Raw genomic sequence first — 15,438 nt, 5'->3', positions numbered from 1 at the left:
AAATGATGAATATTAAAGATATTGCAAAATTAGCTGGCGTTTCCGCTTCAACTGTATCCAAAATTATAAATAATAAAGATCAAACTATTAGTAAAGAAACCCGTGAGCGTGTCTTAAAAATCGTTCGAGATTACAACTACACACCTTACTCAGCAAATCTCGTCACAAATAGTACTACAAAAACCTTCGTGTTATTATTAAATAGCCATGAAACTTTTGAGGCTTGGGTTACGAGCTTTATTGATAAAGCTCAAGAAAATGGCTATAACTGCTTGATTTTAAATAGTCACGGTAGTTTAGAACAAGAACTGAAAAATATTACCTCGCCAACTTTAAAACAAGCCAGTGGCATTATTTGGGACCCAATCAATGAAAACAGTAAACAATACGCGAAATTTATAGAAGAATTAACGATTCCTTACTATTTCGTCAATCACTCAACTAACGAATTGCCTTCTCTAGCGAGGCTTTATGAAGAAGCTAGTTATGTTTTAACCCGAGAATTATTACAGAATAACCATAAAAAAATTAGTTATTTCGTCACTAACCAAAAATATAAAGAAGCAATTATTGCAGGCTATAAAAAAGCCTTATTTGATGTCAATTTACCCTTTAGTAAAGAAAATATTTTAACTACTATCCCTGCTGATTTCAGTAATCAGCTTATCACAGATGGGATTACGGGTATCCTTACCGATGACTATACCCAAGCTGTTTTTTTGGAACAGCTTTTAAAGCAGAGCGGTTTGCGAACCCCCGATAATTACTCTTTACTCGCAATTAAGCGAAAAATTGATCGTTCATTTTTACCTGATCATATTTCTTCCGTCTTATTAGATACAGAGACGTTTGGCAGCCAGTTAGCCTTATTATTGCTTAACAAACGCAAAGAAAAAACAGCCTTGATTAATGACGCTGAAAAATTGGTGCTAGATCACAAAAATACATTAGGCATGTCTAGTGTTAATCCACATAGCAAAATGATTGTAGTAGGTAGTTTAAACGTTGATAATTATCTGTATTCAACAAATTTACCACATAACGGCAAAACAAATTTTTTGTCTAGCTATGCTAAATTCCCCGGCGGAAAAGGATTAAATCAAGCTGTTGGCTTAACCAAACTGGGCCATCAGGCCACCTTAATTGGTTGTTTAGGCTCAGACACAGATGCGAATTACTTATATAAAGAATTAGAAAAATACCACGTTACGACAGATGGTATCACACGTATTCAAGATACTGAGACTGGTCAAGCTTATATTTATGTTGAGACAAGCGGCGACTCCATGATTTCAATCTTACCTGGTGCAAACACAGCGCTTACACCTAAAAAAATCGCACAGCAAAAACACCTATTTATGGATGCCAGTTTTTGTCTCATTCAAACAGAAATTCCTTTGTCTGCTGTAGAGAAAGCTTGTGAAATTGCCCAACATTCAGGGGTACCGATTATTTTAAAACCAGCTGCTATTCATCATATTCCAGTGAATATACTAGAAAAGGTTGATTTTTTCATTCCCAATGAAGATGAATTATTGGAACTTCAACCAGATACTGGTACATTAGAAGAGAAAGCGGCGTACTTCTTAGAAATGGGCGTAAAAAATGTCATTGTTACTTTAGGAAAAAAAGGCGTGTTATTAAAAACACCCCAAGTGTGCCACTATTTCCCTGCAACAGAAAATATAGCTGTGGATAGCACTGGTGCCAGTGACAGCTTTATCAGCGCGCTCGCCTCCTATCTTTCGAAAGGTTATCCGACTGAAGCAGCCATTCAAATAGCAATTCAGGCTGCAGGATTTTCAGTTTCTAAAGAAGGGGTGATTGATTCTTTAGTTGATCATGTCACTTTGGAAAATTATTTGATAAAAAAAGAACCCGCTCTTTTTGCTCATCGTAACACCTGTGTCGACTGACACAGGTGTTTTCCTGCTGAATATCTTGTTATTTTCTCATAAACCAATGAGAATTGTTCTTTTTTATTACAATTTATTAGGTGAACTATTATAATAAAAGAGAAGTTATAACTAAGGAGTGAGTCTCATCAAAACACAAGATGCCATAAAAACATTTTTACTTTCAAAGAAAACACAAAAAAAATTGGCTGTCTTTTTATACTTAGCAAAACAAACAAACCTTGATTTATCTAGTGTTGCCCGAAAATTCGATCTTTCTACTAAAAATTTATCAATTTATCTTCGTGAAATTCAAGAAGACTTAGCAACCCTTCCTGAAAATACCTTAGAGATTCAGATTCATCACGGAAAAATTTCATTACATACGACTTCCAATGATTTTCTTTCCCACTATTTTTTATTATTTAATTATTACTGTGTCCATTCTACTGACTTCATTCTTTTTCAAGCAATTATCAAAAAAGAAAACAATTCTGTCTGGAAAGTGAGTCAAGAAACTAATTTTAGCTCATCTTACATTTACAAACGGTTAAATAACATTAATAAACTATTTGGTTTGTATGGAATTTCCGTCCATTTTTCCCCCTCCGCGAGTAAAGTGATTACAGGTTCTGAATTTCAAGTCCTATATGCTTTTCTTGATGTCTACTGGACCATCTTTTTAAATACCTTAGCCTTACCACGTTATACCTCTACTTATTTTGAAGATATACTGACGCAACATATTAAACCAGAAATTCTTGAACGCTTGGAACACGCTTCTCTACTAAAATTAAATTTACTTTTACACATCGCAAAATATCGCTTTCCATATACTTGTGAAGATGATCTCCAAAAAGAATTTGAAGAACATCCTTATTTAAGGCTTTTCTCAGACTCAAAACAAACTATTTTTTGTTCCCAATCAAATTTTTCAGAAGATCAACAGCGGGTTGTAGATATCATTGCACCCATTGCCATTGATAATTTTGATTCAGCAAAACGAGCCAAAGATTTACTGGCTGCTCTAAATGAAATTTCTTGCCCAGAATATTTCTACGTTGATTCTTTATTAACCAATTTTTGCGAAGTTTTTCAAATTCCAAAAATACGTGAATTTGATCGTCATTACTTCTTACTTATTTTATTTAAAAATATTATCTATAACCAATTATTTATTTCACAGCAACCAAATACCGCAATTCTAGATTTTTTAGTCAATAAAAATAGTACTTATCAAAAAGATTTACAGAAAGAAATCTATGCTTTTTATCAAAACTTTTCAGCGCATTCCCCTTATCAGTTAAGATTTAAGGATCAGGAGAACCCAATTTGGACATGTGAATTGTTGTTACGAATTTATAAGCACTATAGTCCCCGCAAAAAAATTAAAATTGGTGTTGCATATTCTCGCGATTTTTACATTGCTAGCTTTATTATGATGAAAATCAAGCAAGCATTTAGTGAGGATATTATTTTTGAACGAACCGATTTTTCTAGTTGTGATATTGTGATTACTGACTATCCCTTATTTGATTTACCAAAAGAAATTGACCGAATTTACATTTTAGAAGAAGAATTAACCCGAGAAGATTGGGAACTAATTTTCAGTAAAATAAGTATCGCCATTTTTGATTTGCAATATTAAAACAAACATCAAGCGCCAACCTGTCTCACCAGCCATAATGAAAACAAGCGACCTACAAACCACTTCTGCCAGTTTTAGTCTGACAGAAAATAGTTTGTAGGTCGCTTGTATATTACTGTTCTTTTCTATGTTACCTTCAAAGACAATCTAGTAGCGTACTTCAGTCCTTAAAGTGCTACGCTTCCACTGCCGATCAGTTTTTAAGCCTGAGACAAAAATCCAAAGTGTTTTTTGTCTCAGGCTCTTACATTTTTTCAACAAAGGTATTGCTAGGCGCTACTTGAAGCTGAAAACTATTTTCTCTATCGAGATTCCTCATCAGTAGACTCAAATTTAAAACTTTTTTCTATAAAAGCGACTTCTTTTGCGTATGTTTTTACAAAAGAAGAATAGTCTTTGGGATCTTTGACCTTTTCCGATTGGTCAAAAGAGAATTCTAATTCAAATCCCGTCCCATCTTTAAAGAGATAATATTTTGAGATGTCTGTATATCCTTGATTCCGTTTTAAAATATAGCCGGTTTGTACATCAGCAATTTTATCAATTGGATATGCTTTGATAAACTCTTTACTTGTATCCAAATAATCAGAAAGACTGTTGACAAGATTGCCAGAAAGGTACATACCTGCCGATGTATAATAGTCTCTTTTTTCATAAAAACTGATATTGCCTAGATATTTTGTATCTGGATACTCCTCTGTAGAAGGTAAAATTAAAAAGTTCTTTCCGCCACTGGTTTCAATATCGGCATCGCCGATAATTTCTATTTGGTAGCCTTGATTAAATAAAAGTTTATTTTCTTCTATTGTGACTTTTAGTGGTTTTTCTAAATCAACAGGTCCAGTTGTGGTAAGTCCAGCTTCTTTTAAAGGATAAACATCTTCTGATGAAGCGGAGTAATCCCAATAATCATCTTTCTCCGCAAGATCAATATATACTATAAAGCCAATTGCTACAGCAATGCCTATCCAAATAATTTTTTTGTTCTTTTTTTGTTTTTTCTTTTTTTTCGTCTGTGGTTTTACCACTTTTTTATTTGGGTTAGGAAGTTGCTTTACTGTGTCTGTTCTTGTGACAGGAAAAAACGACCATTTTGGCTTTTGAAAAAGCGCATCATATGTATCATAAAAATTCTTTTGTTTAGCCATTTTTTCTCTCCACTAATTTTTTTGATAAGGCAATTTCCTCAGATGCTTCGGAGACTAATCTTTCATAATCATCTGTGATACTTTCCGACAATACTCGTATGGTACTTAAGATACCATTGGTTGCAAGTGTTATTTCTTCTGTTGACAATTTATCTTCTTTAATGCTTAAAAACCGTTCTGATGCTCGTAAAATCTCTGGTACCTTATGATATAAAAAATCACTAAAATGAGTAATTGCTTCAGGATACTTCACTAAGTGTTTAAAGATGCCCTTAGCGGAAGCAACACCCAGTTCTACTTGTTCAATTTTTTTTAAATTTCGTGACTTATTCGTTAGTTCGTTTAAATAAATAATTTGTTTTTTTAATTCGTCCATAATTCTTTGGTACATCTCTAGGTCACTGTCCGTTAGATGGTGCGTCGTTTGATATTTTTTTAGATTTTTTTTATAACGGAAATACGTACGACCATTTCTATAAATAACCCAACCAATGTACCCAGCGCCCACTAACAAAACCATTATCCCATTCAAATCATGTACTCCTTTTTAAATTAGTATATATTACTGAACACATTGTCCAGCTTAAAATTGACAAATAAGTATGAAATGTTACTCCCCCAATTACTTGTGCACTTTTATTGTATCATATAGGAAAATTGTTCTGTTACGTATTTGGACAAATTGTCTAAATGTCTAAGGAAATCTTTTTTTGTTTAATATGTAGCAAAAAACACTTGCAAGAATTGATTACTTCTCACAAGCGTTTTTTATTGTCTAAAACAACTATTTACATTTCATTTTATTAAATAGTGAATAAATAAATTACTGCAGCTAATGAAGCACCTAAGATAGGTCCCACAATTGGCACCCAAGAATAAGCCCAATCAGAATCACCTTTTGTTTTCACAGGAATAATTTGGTGCGCTAAACGAGGTCCTAAATCACGTGCAGGGTTAATTGCATAACCTGTAGGTCCGCCTAATGATAGACCTAGTCCTAAGACCAAAATCCCAACAAGCATTGGGTTAATGCCAGCCGCTAAGTCGTTTTGAGAAAAGGCTAGTAAGCCAAAAACCAAGACAAATGTGCCGATAATTTCTGTTAAAACATTGGCTGGATAGTTACGGACAGCTGGACCAGTGGCGAAGGTTCCTAAAATAGCACCTTTGTCTTCTGTAATGTTCCAATGGGGTAAATAAGCTAACCAGACAACTAAACCACCAATAAAACCGCCTAGGACTTGAGCTACGATATAAGGTAAAACCATGCCCCATTCAAAGTTTCCAGTAATTGCCATCGCAACTGTTACAGCAGGATTTAAATGCGCTGGACTCATATACCCAGACATGTAAACAGCTAATGTAACAGCAGCGCCCCAACCTAAAGCAATAACGACCCAACCAGAAGCAAAGGCTTTGCTTTTCTTCAAGTTAACTGCGGCACAGACGCCATCCCCTAGTAAAACTAAAATCATCGTTCCGAAAAATTCACCGAATAATTGTGTCATCATCGAAGTTCCCATTTTTTCTTCACCCTACTTTCAAATTTTTTAAATCTGATTCTTCAATTACTTTTTCTAATGTTTCAATGTGTCGTGCTCTTTCTTCCGCTGTCCATTGATAATGCTGTGCCATTTCTTCAATGACTCCCGCTTTCACTTGGTCCAAACGATCACGCATAAATAATAAGTGGTTGGTCCGTCGCAATAAAAAGTCGACGGGTGTTAAAGCCATTTCTTCTTCCATCGCATAGTTTAAAGAGACAGTTTCTGTTAAGGTTAAACCAGGAATTACTTTGGCATCATCAATCATTTCAAAAACAGTTGGTACGTTGGAGCCATATAAATGAGCTAAGTATAGTGCATCCTTTTCACTTAACCCTTTAGATACGCCATGTTTTGCCAACGCTTCTAATTCTTCGTCTACCGTTGCAGGGTTCAATTTCCCGCCTGAAACTGGATAGTTTTTAGAATCAATTAAGGTGAATTCTTTCTGGTATTCTTCTGCTAAGATGGTTTGAATCATTTTCATCGCACCTTCTGCCATTTTACGATAATCTGTTAATTTCCCACCAGCCAAAGTGAGCAAGCCATCCGCTGATCTTTCCAATGAGCTGCCTCGAGAGACAGCTGAAGGATTGACTTTATTTTCCACCAAACTGTCTTCTAGATGGTTTAGGACTTCTTCAATTTCTCGTTTATCTGTTTGATTTTTTTGGTATCTGTCAACTACATCAATGACTTCATCAATACTTTTATCTGAAAGTTTGCCATTGTTTCCCCCGTTATAATCTGAGCCACCGTTAGCAGAAATTAAAGGTCGTAAGCCAGCCCAGCTGGCTTCAATATCATCAATTGTCAATTGTACCTCTGGATAACGATTATTGACTACTTCCAATAGGTAATCCACATCACTTTGTTCTACTGTTGGATGTTGAAAGTCTCCATGGTAATCTGTATCCGTCGTCCCAAAATATGTTTTTTCTTCTCTTGGAACAACGAAGACCATGCGGCCATCTTGTTTACCTGTATCAAAATACGTTGGTTGAGGAACATTTAAACGGCTTTTGTCGACAACTAAATGAACCCCTTTGGTTGGACGCATTTGTGGTGTAAATGAATCATTTTTGTTTATGCCTCTTAATTTATCTGACCAAGGACCAGTAGTATTAATCACAACATCTGCGTGAATCTCAAACTGTTCGTCAGTTAGTAGGTCCTTTGCTTGAATGCCAGTAATTTTTCCTTCATCATTGTATAAAAAGCCCACCGCTTGAACCCGACTCACAGCATGTGCCCCGTCAGCTACTGCTTGTTTAATATTTTCAATAACTAAACGAGCATCATTATTTCGGTAATCTAAATAAACACCGCCACCTTGTAAACCTTCACTTTTTAGTTGTGGCTCACGTGCCAAAACCTCGTCTTTTGTTAACAAATAGTTGGCGTACTTGGTACCTGTTACATCAGCTAACTGATCATATAAATCCATTGCTATTTTGACAGAAAATAGATTAAATGTTGCATTTGGCTCATCATAAATTGGCAATAACATGGGATCCGCTTTAGGGATGTGTGGCGCAATGGATTGAACGACGGCTCGTTCTTTCACTGTATCTGCTACCACCTCCACGTCAAACGTTTTCAAATAGCGGATACCACCATGAACTAATTTGGTTGATCGTGAAGAGGTGCCCTCTGCGAAATCCTGCATTTCAATTAACCCTGTCTTCATTTTAGCGGCACTGGCTTGCAGGGCAACGCCTGCGCCAGTAATGCCACCACCAATAATTAAGACATCTAAGTGTTGTGTTTTTAAAGCGTCGATTGATTGTCGGCGTGTTTCTATTGAGAAAGTCATAGAAAATTCCCCTTTTCCATTTACTTATTTTTACGTTTGAATTGTTGGGTAGCTGCTACTGCTTGTTGCCAACCTTCATATAAATCTTCTCGTTCTTCTTCCGCCATAATTGGTTCAAATTGTTGTCCTTCTTCTTGGAATGCTTTGATTTCTTCTAAGTCTTTCCAGAAGCCAACCGCTAAGCCCGCCAAGAAAGCTGCGCCTAAGGCCGTTGTTTCTAAGTTATGGGCTCTTTGAACAGCAGTGTTTAAAATATCTGCTTGGAATTGCATCAAGAAATCATTGTTTGCTGCTCCACCGTCTACTTTTAAGACAGGAATGTCTATTCCTGTATCTTCTTTCATCGTGTCAATAATGTCACGAACTTGATACGCAACTGCTTGAAGTGTCGCTTTGACAAAATCTTCTCTCGTGGTACCGCGCGTCAATCCAAAGACAGCCCCACGCGCTTGTGAATCCCAATATGGTGCACCCAAACCAGTGAATGCAGGAACCACATAAACTTCATTGTGCCCTGTTGACGCTTTGGCTACTGCTTCAGATTCCGCAGCCGTTTGCAACATTTTTAAGCCATCTCGTAACCATTGAATCGCTGAACCAGCCACGAAGATACTTCCTTCCAAGGCATAATATACTTTGCCGTTAATGCCATAGCCAATAGTGGTAAGCAGATTATTTTTAGAAAGTTGAGGTTCTTCGCCAGTGTTCATGACAATAAATGAGCCTGTTCCATAGGTATTTTTAACCATCCCAGGTTCAAAGGCCATTTGACCAAATAAAGCGGCTTGTTGGTCACCAGCCATCCCAGCGATAGGAACTTCACTTCCGTAAAAATGGTAATTTTTTGTTAATCCATACACTTCAGAGTTCGAAACGACTTTCGGTAACATCACTCGTGGGATATTTAAAAGATCCAAAATTTCTTGATCCCAATCTAAATCATGGATATTAAACAACATCGTCCGACTTGCATTTGAATAATCAGTGACATGAGTATCTCCCGTTAATTTCCAAACGAGCCAAGTGTCAATTGTTCCAAACATCAATTCTCCATTTTCTGCACGTTCTTGCGCACCTTCTACGTGATCTAAGATCCAACGAACCTTCGTTGCTGAGAAATAAGCATCAATGATTAACCCAGTTTTTTCATGAATCATTTCGCTGTAGCCATCTTCTTTTAGTTGATCAGCAATAGGTGTCGTTTGGCGTGATTGCCAAACAATTGCGTTATAAATGGGTAACCCAGTTGCTTTGTCCCAAACAACGGTTGTTTCCCGTTGGTTTGTAATCCCAATTCCGGCAATATCCGTTGGTTTCACTCCTGACTCAATTAAAGAACCTGCAATAACGGATTGAACAGAATTCCAAATTTCATTGGCATTATGTTCCACCCAACCTGCATTAGGAAAATATTGAGTAAATTCCTTTTGTGAACTACCAATTTTGTTTCCTTTTTTATCAAAAATAATTGCACGAGAACTAGTCGTTCCTTGATCAATCGCCATAATGTATTTTTCTTCTGCCATGATAATTCCTCCTAAACGTTTTTGAAATCGTTTTCTTTATGTCCCTATCTTACAAACAAAAGAATAACTAAACATGTCAAAAACTTTTTTTATTTTAAAAAAATTGAAAGGATTTCTACTAAAACCAACAAAGACAACGCTTTCAATAATGCTTTTATTATCTCTAATTTTTCAATAAAAAGAAACATTTTTGTTTAAAAAAGCCTAATTTTCGACTTTTAGTTGTAAAAAGGCTGGTGCGAGGATCAGAAAATTTCCGTCACACCAACCTTTTGTTTATTTCTCCCGCAAGGTGCGTATTTTCTTTTTTAATTGTTGCACATCATAGGTCGAACTTAATTCTGACAAAACATAGACTTCCGGTGTTCCTTGATAGCTCGTTTGCTGATAATTGGTCACAATTAAATCATATGTTTGTTCAGGCTGATACCTCTCCACCAGCGTGCCATTCATATTTTTAAGACTAAGCATTAATACTTGTGTTAACGCCGCTTGATAAAGAGCATCCATTGCTAAGTGAATTCCAATTTTTATTTCACCAATCATTTTAAATTCAATTAATGCCAACACGCTTAAATATTTGACCAGAGAAAGTTCATGCAAACTATCTCCTGGTTGATACGTTTCATCAAAACAAGCTAAAGCTTTTTCTAATAACGTTGTTGAAAAAGAAGCTAATTCCCGACTAGATAATTGCTGTTCTTTTTCCCAGATATGGGCCCGATCAAAAACTTCCAATTCTCCTTTAAAAAAATACAGTTTTCCATGAATTTGTGAAAAATAGTAAGCCATGGTTTTCTCAAGAGTAGGTTCAAATTTATGGGGCCGATAATACAAGACCACATTTTCCAAGATAAACGTATCAGCTAAAGAAACAGCGGAACGACGTCCCCGAATTAAGGAATATTCATCAAAAGCTGATTCTGGTAAGACCGACATTGTGATTAGAAAAACAAAATGAATCATGCTTTCTCCTTCGTCTAATTCTAATGAATAGCGACTAGAAAAACGGAAAAACAATTGTCGAACTTGCTTAAATAACGGATCTTCTTTAAAATCACTCATTTTCTTTCTCAATTGTTGATATTTTTTTGAAGTGACCGCTAGGCGCTTTTTCGTAATACTCAACCAAAGGCTAACTTTTAACGCATTATGTTCATTAAAAGTAAAACCTAAGCCAGTCTCAATCCCTTCAATTATCCGTTTATTTAACGGCGACATCGTTTTTTTCTGGTGTATTTCATAGGGAGTAATATACCAATACAACTGAAAGTAAAAGTAACGAATCTGCAATTCTTCTCCCTGTAGTTGTCCATTTTTTATTTGCAAATCAAAGGCGGCTAACAATTGATTGAGTTCCTTAATCTTTCGAAATAAAGAAGACTCACTAATCATAAATTTAGTCGTTAATTGAACAATAGAAAACTCTTTATTACGATATAAATAATCTAAAAGTTGAAATTTAAGAGACTCTTTTACAAATGCTTCAATTAAATGATTCAACGAAAAAAAATCCGATAAGGTGATTGATAGCTGTTGGCCATCATAAGTAAGCTGACAATCCTCTCCAAAAGGTTTCAAAAAATAATGTAAATCCTCTAAGTCTTTTTCAAAGGAGGCTTTTGTGACCGCTAAAAATGCTGTTAAATCAGAGACTGAGCAGGTGCCGCCTGCTAAGATGGTTTGTTGTACCGTTAATAATTGTCGCATCGCTTTCTTTTCCAATAACGTCTCAACTTTCATCGTTCTCTCTCCAATAAGCCGAAGCACCCATCAAATTTGTAATATCATAAATATTGGTTAAGGCAGGTTGATAAAAATAATCTTTTTGTAATAGGTCTGTCAGTGTCTGACCTGTTTGGATACTTAATGCTAACGTATTTATTTTTTCTAAACAGTTATTTTTTGAACAAAGCTGTGCACCAAGGACCCGTTGCGTCACTTTATCATAGATTAATTTGCCTAAAATTTCTGTCCCATGTTGTAGAGGCGGCGCTGGCTGTCTAACAATTATGGAAGCAAGTGTTTGCGGAAAAAATAAACCTTCCGTTTCGGTTAGACCTGTACTAGCAAGGTAATAGTCCCCCACTTTTGTTCCCATTGTTCGCAAAGAGCCAATGAATCGGTGTGTTTTTTCTTCTAAATTGTTGGCGACTACTAAGCCAGTTCGTACCGCATTGTTCACTAACGGAGCATAAAAAGTTTCCGCGACTGGTTCATTCATAACTGAAATGCAATCACCGATGGCAAAAACATTCGGCACTGAAGTTTGTAAATAAGGATCCACCGCGATTGTCTGATCCAGATTCCGTTGAATTTTTTTATCCAAATAGGCTAATTGAGGATGTAAGTTTAAAGCAAAAATCCCACTGTCACAAGAAATTTCCTGCTCGCTTGTTTCAAGAACAATACCATTTGCTTTTTCTTCAATTCCTAGGACCGTTTCTTCAAAATGGAAAATTACTGCTTGTTTTTCCAAAGATTTTTGAACTTCTGCGACCATTTCTTTATCAAAATATTTAGGCAATAGATTTTCCAAGCTTTCAAAGACATGGACCGTTTTCTTCATTTTCACAAGAAAATCAATAGCTTCCATTCCAATGGGTCCTGCACCAATGACGGCTACTGTCTGGCTCTTTTCCAGTAATGGAACAGCCGCTAAAGCACCTGATAAAAATTTATATTTGAGTAATTTTTCTGTTTGACTACCACGAATTTGCGTGGAAAACTGGCTCGCGCCTGTCGCTAAAATCAATTTATCATAAGAATACCACTGTTGCTCTTCCTTTTGTGCCCAAGCAATCAATTGGTTCTCAACATCCATTGCCACGACTTCTCTATTTAAAAGCAACTGAATCTTTTGACGACGTAATTCCTCTTCCGTTATGTAACGTGCTTCGTGTAATTCATTGATGGTATGATTAAAATACGCACTTAAGCCACCAGATAAATACCCCACTGTTGCTTGCTTGTCAATTAAAGAAATTTCTGCTTGGGGATATTTTTTCCTTGAAGCAATTGCTGCGGAAATACCTGCGAATGATGCACCAATAATCACAATTTTCATTTGTTTCCTCCTCTGTCAGGACCTATTATACTTCTCTCAGTTTATCATGATTAAAAAGAATGCTAAAGCAACAACTATAGTTTTCCCTTAAAATAATTATTTTTGCTGAGCGCATTGCTTTTCAAGCACTTTCATTTTCATTTATAATAAATGTTACTACTGTTTGAGGAGGAGTTTTCATGTCTGCAACAAAAGAGCAATTGGAACTATTTTTATTTTATTTATCTGAAACCCATACAAAAAGTTTATCTTTACATGACTTAGTTACAAGTCGACCACGCCCAGAGGAAGCGCGTATTTTATTAAATATTAACGAGGTTTTCACTTACTATCATAGCGCTCGTGTTCTCTACACAAGTGTTCCTGCTCTTGAAAACAACAAGTCTGAGCCTTTTTTCCAAGCCTTCGAAAATTTTTATTTTGAATTAAAACAACATTTTTTCAATGAAGAAGATGAAACCAATCAATTGAATGAACGTCTAGAGGAAATGAAAATTGCCTTTGAACAATTGACGGATGACTACAATGTTCTATAATAGAAGAGAACAATTCGTTGAGAAGGGGTCCTTATGAAGCAAGAAGAAGTGATTGAACGTTTAAAAGAAGAACTAAATTTGCCATTTTTTAATGGTACGTTAGAAGAAAAGAACTATTCTGAAGCAGATTATCAACAAATCAAGAAAGAGTTAATTCAATACTTTGATGATTATGTGCGAAATGTTGAAAATTAGTAAATATCCACCCGCATAGCGGGTGGCTTTTTAATAGCCCTAGAAGGGCTCGCTACCTGCTGCTCCCTTTAAGGGAGCTTTTTTTAGAGACCGCCAACCGCTACCATTCTATTCTTATCTAGTTGTTACTTCCTAAATGGATCTTTATACTCTCTTTTGTTTATACTATCCCTTACTCGATCTTCTGCTTCTTGTTCTCGTATATACTTAGCTATCGTTTTTTGGTTCAATCCTACAGTGCTCACATAATAGCCTTTTGACCAAAAGGATCGATTTCCATAATTGTATTTTAAATTCGCATGACGTTCATGAATGATTACTGCACTTCTTCCTTTTAAGAAACCCATAAAACCTGATACACTCAACTTCGGCGGAATTCTTACCAACATATGGATATGGTCGGGCATTGCATGCGCTTCAATGATTTCGACTTCTTTCATTTCACACAATTTCCTTAGTATTTTCCCTATATCTCGCCTCAATTTACCATAGATTACTTTTCTTCTATATTTTGGTGTAAACACAAGATGATACTTACAATTCCAACGAGTATGTGCTAAACTTTTATCGTCGTTCGACATTCAAAAACTCCTTTCGATTTGATAACGGTTGCTAGCCTTTATCTATTATATCGAAAGGAGTTTTTATCGCTAAAGCTCTGGCCTCCACGCGCAGTACGCGTGGTTTTTTTGTCGAAATCTCTTTAGAGATTTCAACTGACTAAAGTCATTAACAAGCTAAAACAACCTTTGATTTTAATAAAATCAAAGGTTGTTTTATTATTAAATAAAAAAAATAACAAAAAAAACCACCGGCAGTTTTGCCGATGGAAAAGGAGTATTTACTCAATAAGAGTAAAATGAAAAATAAAAAGGTTGTTGTTGGTATGAATTAATAATACAATACACTTTCTCTTTTGTCCATAAAAAAGACATGAAAAAAATATTAAATTCGTTAGTTATTTTTATTAGTTTTTTATTTTTTCAAAAGAATGTTGCTCATTCGCGTAATGGCAAAGGTTAATTCATCCGTTGCTTGATCCTGCTTTTCCTCTGAAGCATTAAATAAATCTGCATCAATGCCTGTTTCTGGATCTGTTGCTAAAATCATTTCATTGCATCCTGCTACATATTCTGTATAAGCATGTTGAAATTTTTTGTGAATGCCAAGTACTTGTGGTGTTGGTTTTAATGTTCCGACTTTTTTGAGCATTAATTCATATTTTTCAGTACCTTCTTTAAATTTTGCTTGAATTTCTGCAATTCGTTCGGCTGTTAAATCATTCACTTTATTCTTATCGATCGCTTGACGAACTTCTTCGTAATATGGATTCATGACTTCGCCAATATCTTCTGTTGTTTTAACGATATCATTAATTGTTTGAACGTAAAATCCTAAATTTGGTCTCATAACCATCCCTCTTTTCCCTTTTCTCTTTCACTCCATTTTACACTTTTTCTATTCCATCTGACAAGTGGCACTTTTTCAGTCTTTATTCTTTTGATTTTTAACAGAGAAAACATAGTGAGGCATCGTTTTGCCACGGTATGTTTTAATGTATCGATCCCTAACAAGCATCTGGTTTCGAATAGCGACATTCATAGAGGCTAAGTTCGTATCACGAATCGTTGAAATAACTTCTGGAAAATTTAATACATCGAATGCGTACTGTTTTGTCGCTGCGGCAGCTTCAATCGCATACCCTTTGTGCCATTCTTTCCCACATAAATGATAACCAATTTCTGGATAGCTCTTACCTTTTACTAATTGATTGGTGAGACCACACTCGCCGATAACTTCGCCTGTTCGTTTCTTCTCTAACGCCCATAAGCCGTAGCCGTATTCTTGATAGGACTGTAAGTTCCACTTTAGCCAGTTTGCAACCTCTTCATCAGAAAAAGCGTGTTCATAGGCATACATCACATTTTCATCTTGCAAAAATTTTTTCAATTCCACTTCATCTTCCAACTGCCATTCTCTGACAATAAGTCGTTGTGTTTCGAAAATAATTTTCCGTTTCAAGCCCTTTCACTCCTTACATAAAGAAAAATTGACTGGTTTAA

General features: G+C 35.7%; 14 protein-coding genes. 4 read left to right on the top strand and 10 right to left on the bottom strand.

Translation table 11 applies throughout. The features are described 5' to 3' along the window. The first annotated feature begins 2 nt into the window (after nt 1–2). On the top strand, nt 3–1,916 hold the full coding sequence (locus IGI97_RS05985; RefSeq protein WP_002401795.1) for a PfkB family carbohydrate kinase: 1,914 nt from the start codon (nt 3–5) through the stop codon (nt 1,914–1,916). Nucleotides 1,917–2,034: 118 nt separating this feature from the next. Beyond that, nucleotides 2,035–3,543, top strand: a complete 1,509-nt coding sequence (locus IGI97_RS05980) for a helix-turn-helix domain-containing protein (protein WP_438738194.1) — start codon at nt 2,035–2,037, stop codon at nt 3,541–3,543. A 302-nt stretch (nt 3,544–3,845) separates the two neighbouring features. On the opposite strand, the gene IGI97_RS05975 is transcribed toward IGI97_RS05980, so the two are convergent. The 7 genes from IGI97_RS05975 to IGI97_RS05945 form a co-directional block, all read right to left on the bottom strand. After that, a complete protein-coding gene (locus IGI97_RS05975; RefSeq protein ID WP_438738192.1) occupies nt 3,846–4,691 on the bottom strand; it encodes a hypothetical protein in 846 nt (281 codons plus the stop codon). Further along, a complete protein-coding gene (locus IGI97_RS05970; RefSeq protein ID WP_048737323.1) occupies nt 4,684–5,211 on the bottom strand; it encodes a 5-bromo-4-chloroindolyl phosphate hydrolysis family protein in 528 nt (175 codons plus the stop codon). Before IGI97_RS05970 ends, IGI97_RS05975 begins: the two co-directional genes overlap by 8 nt. A 283-nt stretch (nt 5,212–5,494) precedes the next feature. Beyond that, complete coding sequence (locus IGI97_RS05965; protein ID WP_002357140.1) at nt 5,495–6,214, bottom strand: MIP/aquaporin family protein; 720 nt, start codon at nt 6,212–6,214, stop codon at nt 5,495–5,497. A 7-nt stretch (nt 6,215–6,221) separates the two neighbouring features. After that, nucleotides 6,222–8,051, bottom strand: a complete 1,830-nt coding sequence (gene glpO / locus IGI97_RS05960) for a type 1 glycerol-3-phosphate oxidase (RefSeq protein ID WP_438738190.1) — start codon at nt 8,049–8,051, stop codon at nt 6,222–6,224. Between the two features lie 20 nt (nt 8,052–8,071). Continuing rightward, on the bottom strand, nt 8,072–9,577 hold the full coding sequence (gene glpK, locus IGI97_RS05955) for a glycerol kinase GlpK (protein WP_002357138.1): 1,506 nt from the start codon (nt 9,575–9,577) through the stop codon (nt 8,072–8,074). Nucleotides 9,578–9,853: 276 nt separating this feature from the next. Continuing rightward, entirely contained in the window at nt 9,854–11,320 is a 1,467-nt protein-coding gene (locus tag IGI97_RS05950; protein ID WP_438738188.1) for a helix-turn-helix domain-containing protein, read from the bottom strand. Then, nucleotides 11,310–12,644, bottom strand: coding sequence for an FAD-dependent oxidoreductase (locus IGI97_RS05945; protein ID WP_438738186.1), 1,335 nt, complete (start codon nt 12,642–12,644; stop codon nt 11,310–11,312). The genes IGI97_RS05950 and IGI97_RS05945 overlap by 11 nt, the downstream gene beginning before the upstream one ends. Nucleotides 12,645–12,823: 179 nt before the next feature. Here IGI97_RS05945 and IGI97_RS05940 point away from each other — a divergent pair, with 179 nt between their 5' ends. Continuing rightward, a complete protein-coding gene (locus IGI97_RS05940) occupies nt 12,824–13,180 on the top strand; it encodes a hypothetical protein (protein ID WP_002357135.1) in 357 nt (118 codons plus the stop codon). 33 nt (nt 13,181–13,213) lie between these two features. Next, nucleotides 13,214–13,375, top strand: a complete 162-nt coding sequence (locus IGI97_RS05935; RefSeq protein WP_002357133.1) for a hypothetical protein — start codon at nt 13,214–13,216, stop codon at nt 13,373–13,375. 125 nt (nt 13,376–13,500) lie between these two features. On the opposite strand, the gene tnpA is transcribed toward IGI97_RS05935, so the two are convergent. The 3 genes from tnpA to IGI97_RS05920 all read right to left on the bottom strand — a co-directional run bounded on the left by tnpA (nt 13,501) and on the right by IGI97_RS05920 (nt 15,397). Further along, entirely contained in the window at nt 13,501–13,956 is a 456-nt protein-coding gene (gene tnpA, locus IGI97_RS05930) for an IS200/IS605 family transposase (RefSeq protein WP_010712524.1), read from the bottom strand. Between the two features lie 394 nt (nt 13,957–14,350). After that, nucleotides 14,351–14,791: a hypothetical protein gene (locus tag IGI97_RS05925; protein ID WP_002385841.1), complete on the bottom strand. Its 441-nt coding sequence runs from the start codon at nt 14,789–14,791 to the stop codon at nt 14,351–14,353. 69 nt (nt 14,792–14,860) lie between these two features. After that, nucleotides 14,861–15,397: a GNAT family N-acetyltransferase gene (locus IGI97_RS05920; RefSeq protein WP_104855794.1), complete on the bottom strand. Its 537-nt coding sequence runs from the start codon at nt 15,395–15,397 to the stop codon at nt 14,861–14,863. Between the last annotated feature and the right edge of the window lie 41 nt (nt 15,398–15,438).

Origin of the sequence: Enterococcus sp. DIV2419 (genome assembly GCF_051711865.1) — a bacterium.
GTDB classification, from domain to species: Bacteria; Bacillota; Bacilli; order Lactobacillales; family Enterococcaceae; genus Enterococcus; species Enterococcus faecalis.
The sequence above is the reverse complement of the archived record's forward strand: the minus strand, read 5'-3'. Positions and strand labels throughout refer to the sequence as shown.

Excerpts from the sequence above, each read along its gene's own strand:
- tnpA (WP_010712524.1), bottom strand. The coding sequence starts at position 13,956 with ATGTCGAACGACGATAAAAGTTTAGCACATACTCGTTGGAATTGTAAG.
- IGI97_RS05965 (WP_002357140.1), bottom strand. The coding sequence starts at position 6,214 with ATGGGAACTTCGATGATGACACAATTATTCGGTGAATTTTTCGGAACG.
- IGI97_RS05985 (WP_002401795.1), top strand. The coding sequence starts at position 3 with ATGATGAATATTAAAGATATTGCAAAATTAGCTGGCGTTTCCGCTTCA.
- IGI97_RS05925 (WP_002385841.1), bottom strand. The coding sequence starts at position 14,791 with ATGGTTATGAGACCAAATTTAGGATTTTACGTTCAAACAATTAATGAT.
- glpO (WP_438738190.1), bottom strand. The coding sequence starts at position 8,051 with ATGACTTTCTCAATAGAAACACGCCGACAATCAATCGACGCTTTAAAA.
- IGI97_RS05950 (WP_438738188.1), bottom strand. The coding sequence starts at position 11,320 with ATGAAAGTTGAGACGTTATTGGAAAAGAAAGCGATGCGACAATTATTA.
- IGI97_RS05975 (WP_438738192.1), bottom strand. The coding sequence starts at position 4,691 with ATGGCTAAACAAAAGAATTTTTATGATACATATGATGCGCTTTTTCAA.
- IGI97_RS05940 (WP_002357135.1), top strand. The coding sequence starts at position 12,824 with ATGTCTGCAACAAAAGAGCAATTGGAACTATTTTTATTTTATTTATCT.
- glpK (WP_002357138.1), bottom strand. The coding sequence starts at position 9,577 with ATGGCAGAAGAAAAATACATTATGGCGATTGATCAAGGAACGACTAGT.
- IGI97_RS05935 (WP_002357133.1), top strand. The coding sequence starts at position 13,214 with ATGAAGCAAGAAGAAGTGATTGAACGTTTAAAAGAAGAACTAAATTTG.
- IGI97_RS05970 (WP_048737323.1), bottom strand. The coding sequence starts at position 5,211 with ATGGTTTTGTTAGTGGGCGCTGGGTACATTGGTTGGGTTATTTATAGA.
- IGI97_RS05945 (WP_438738186.1), bottom strand. The coding sequence starts at position 12,644 with ATGAAAATTGTGATTATTGGTGCATCATTCGCAGGTATTTCCGCAGCA.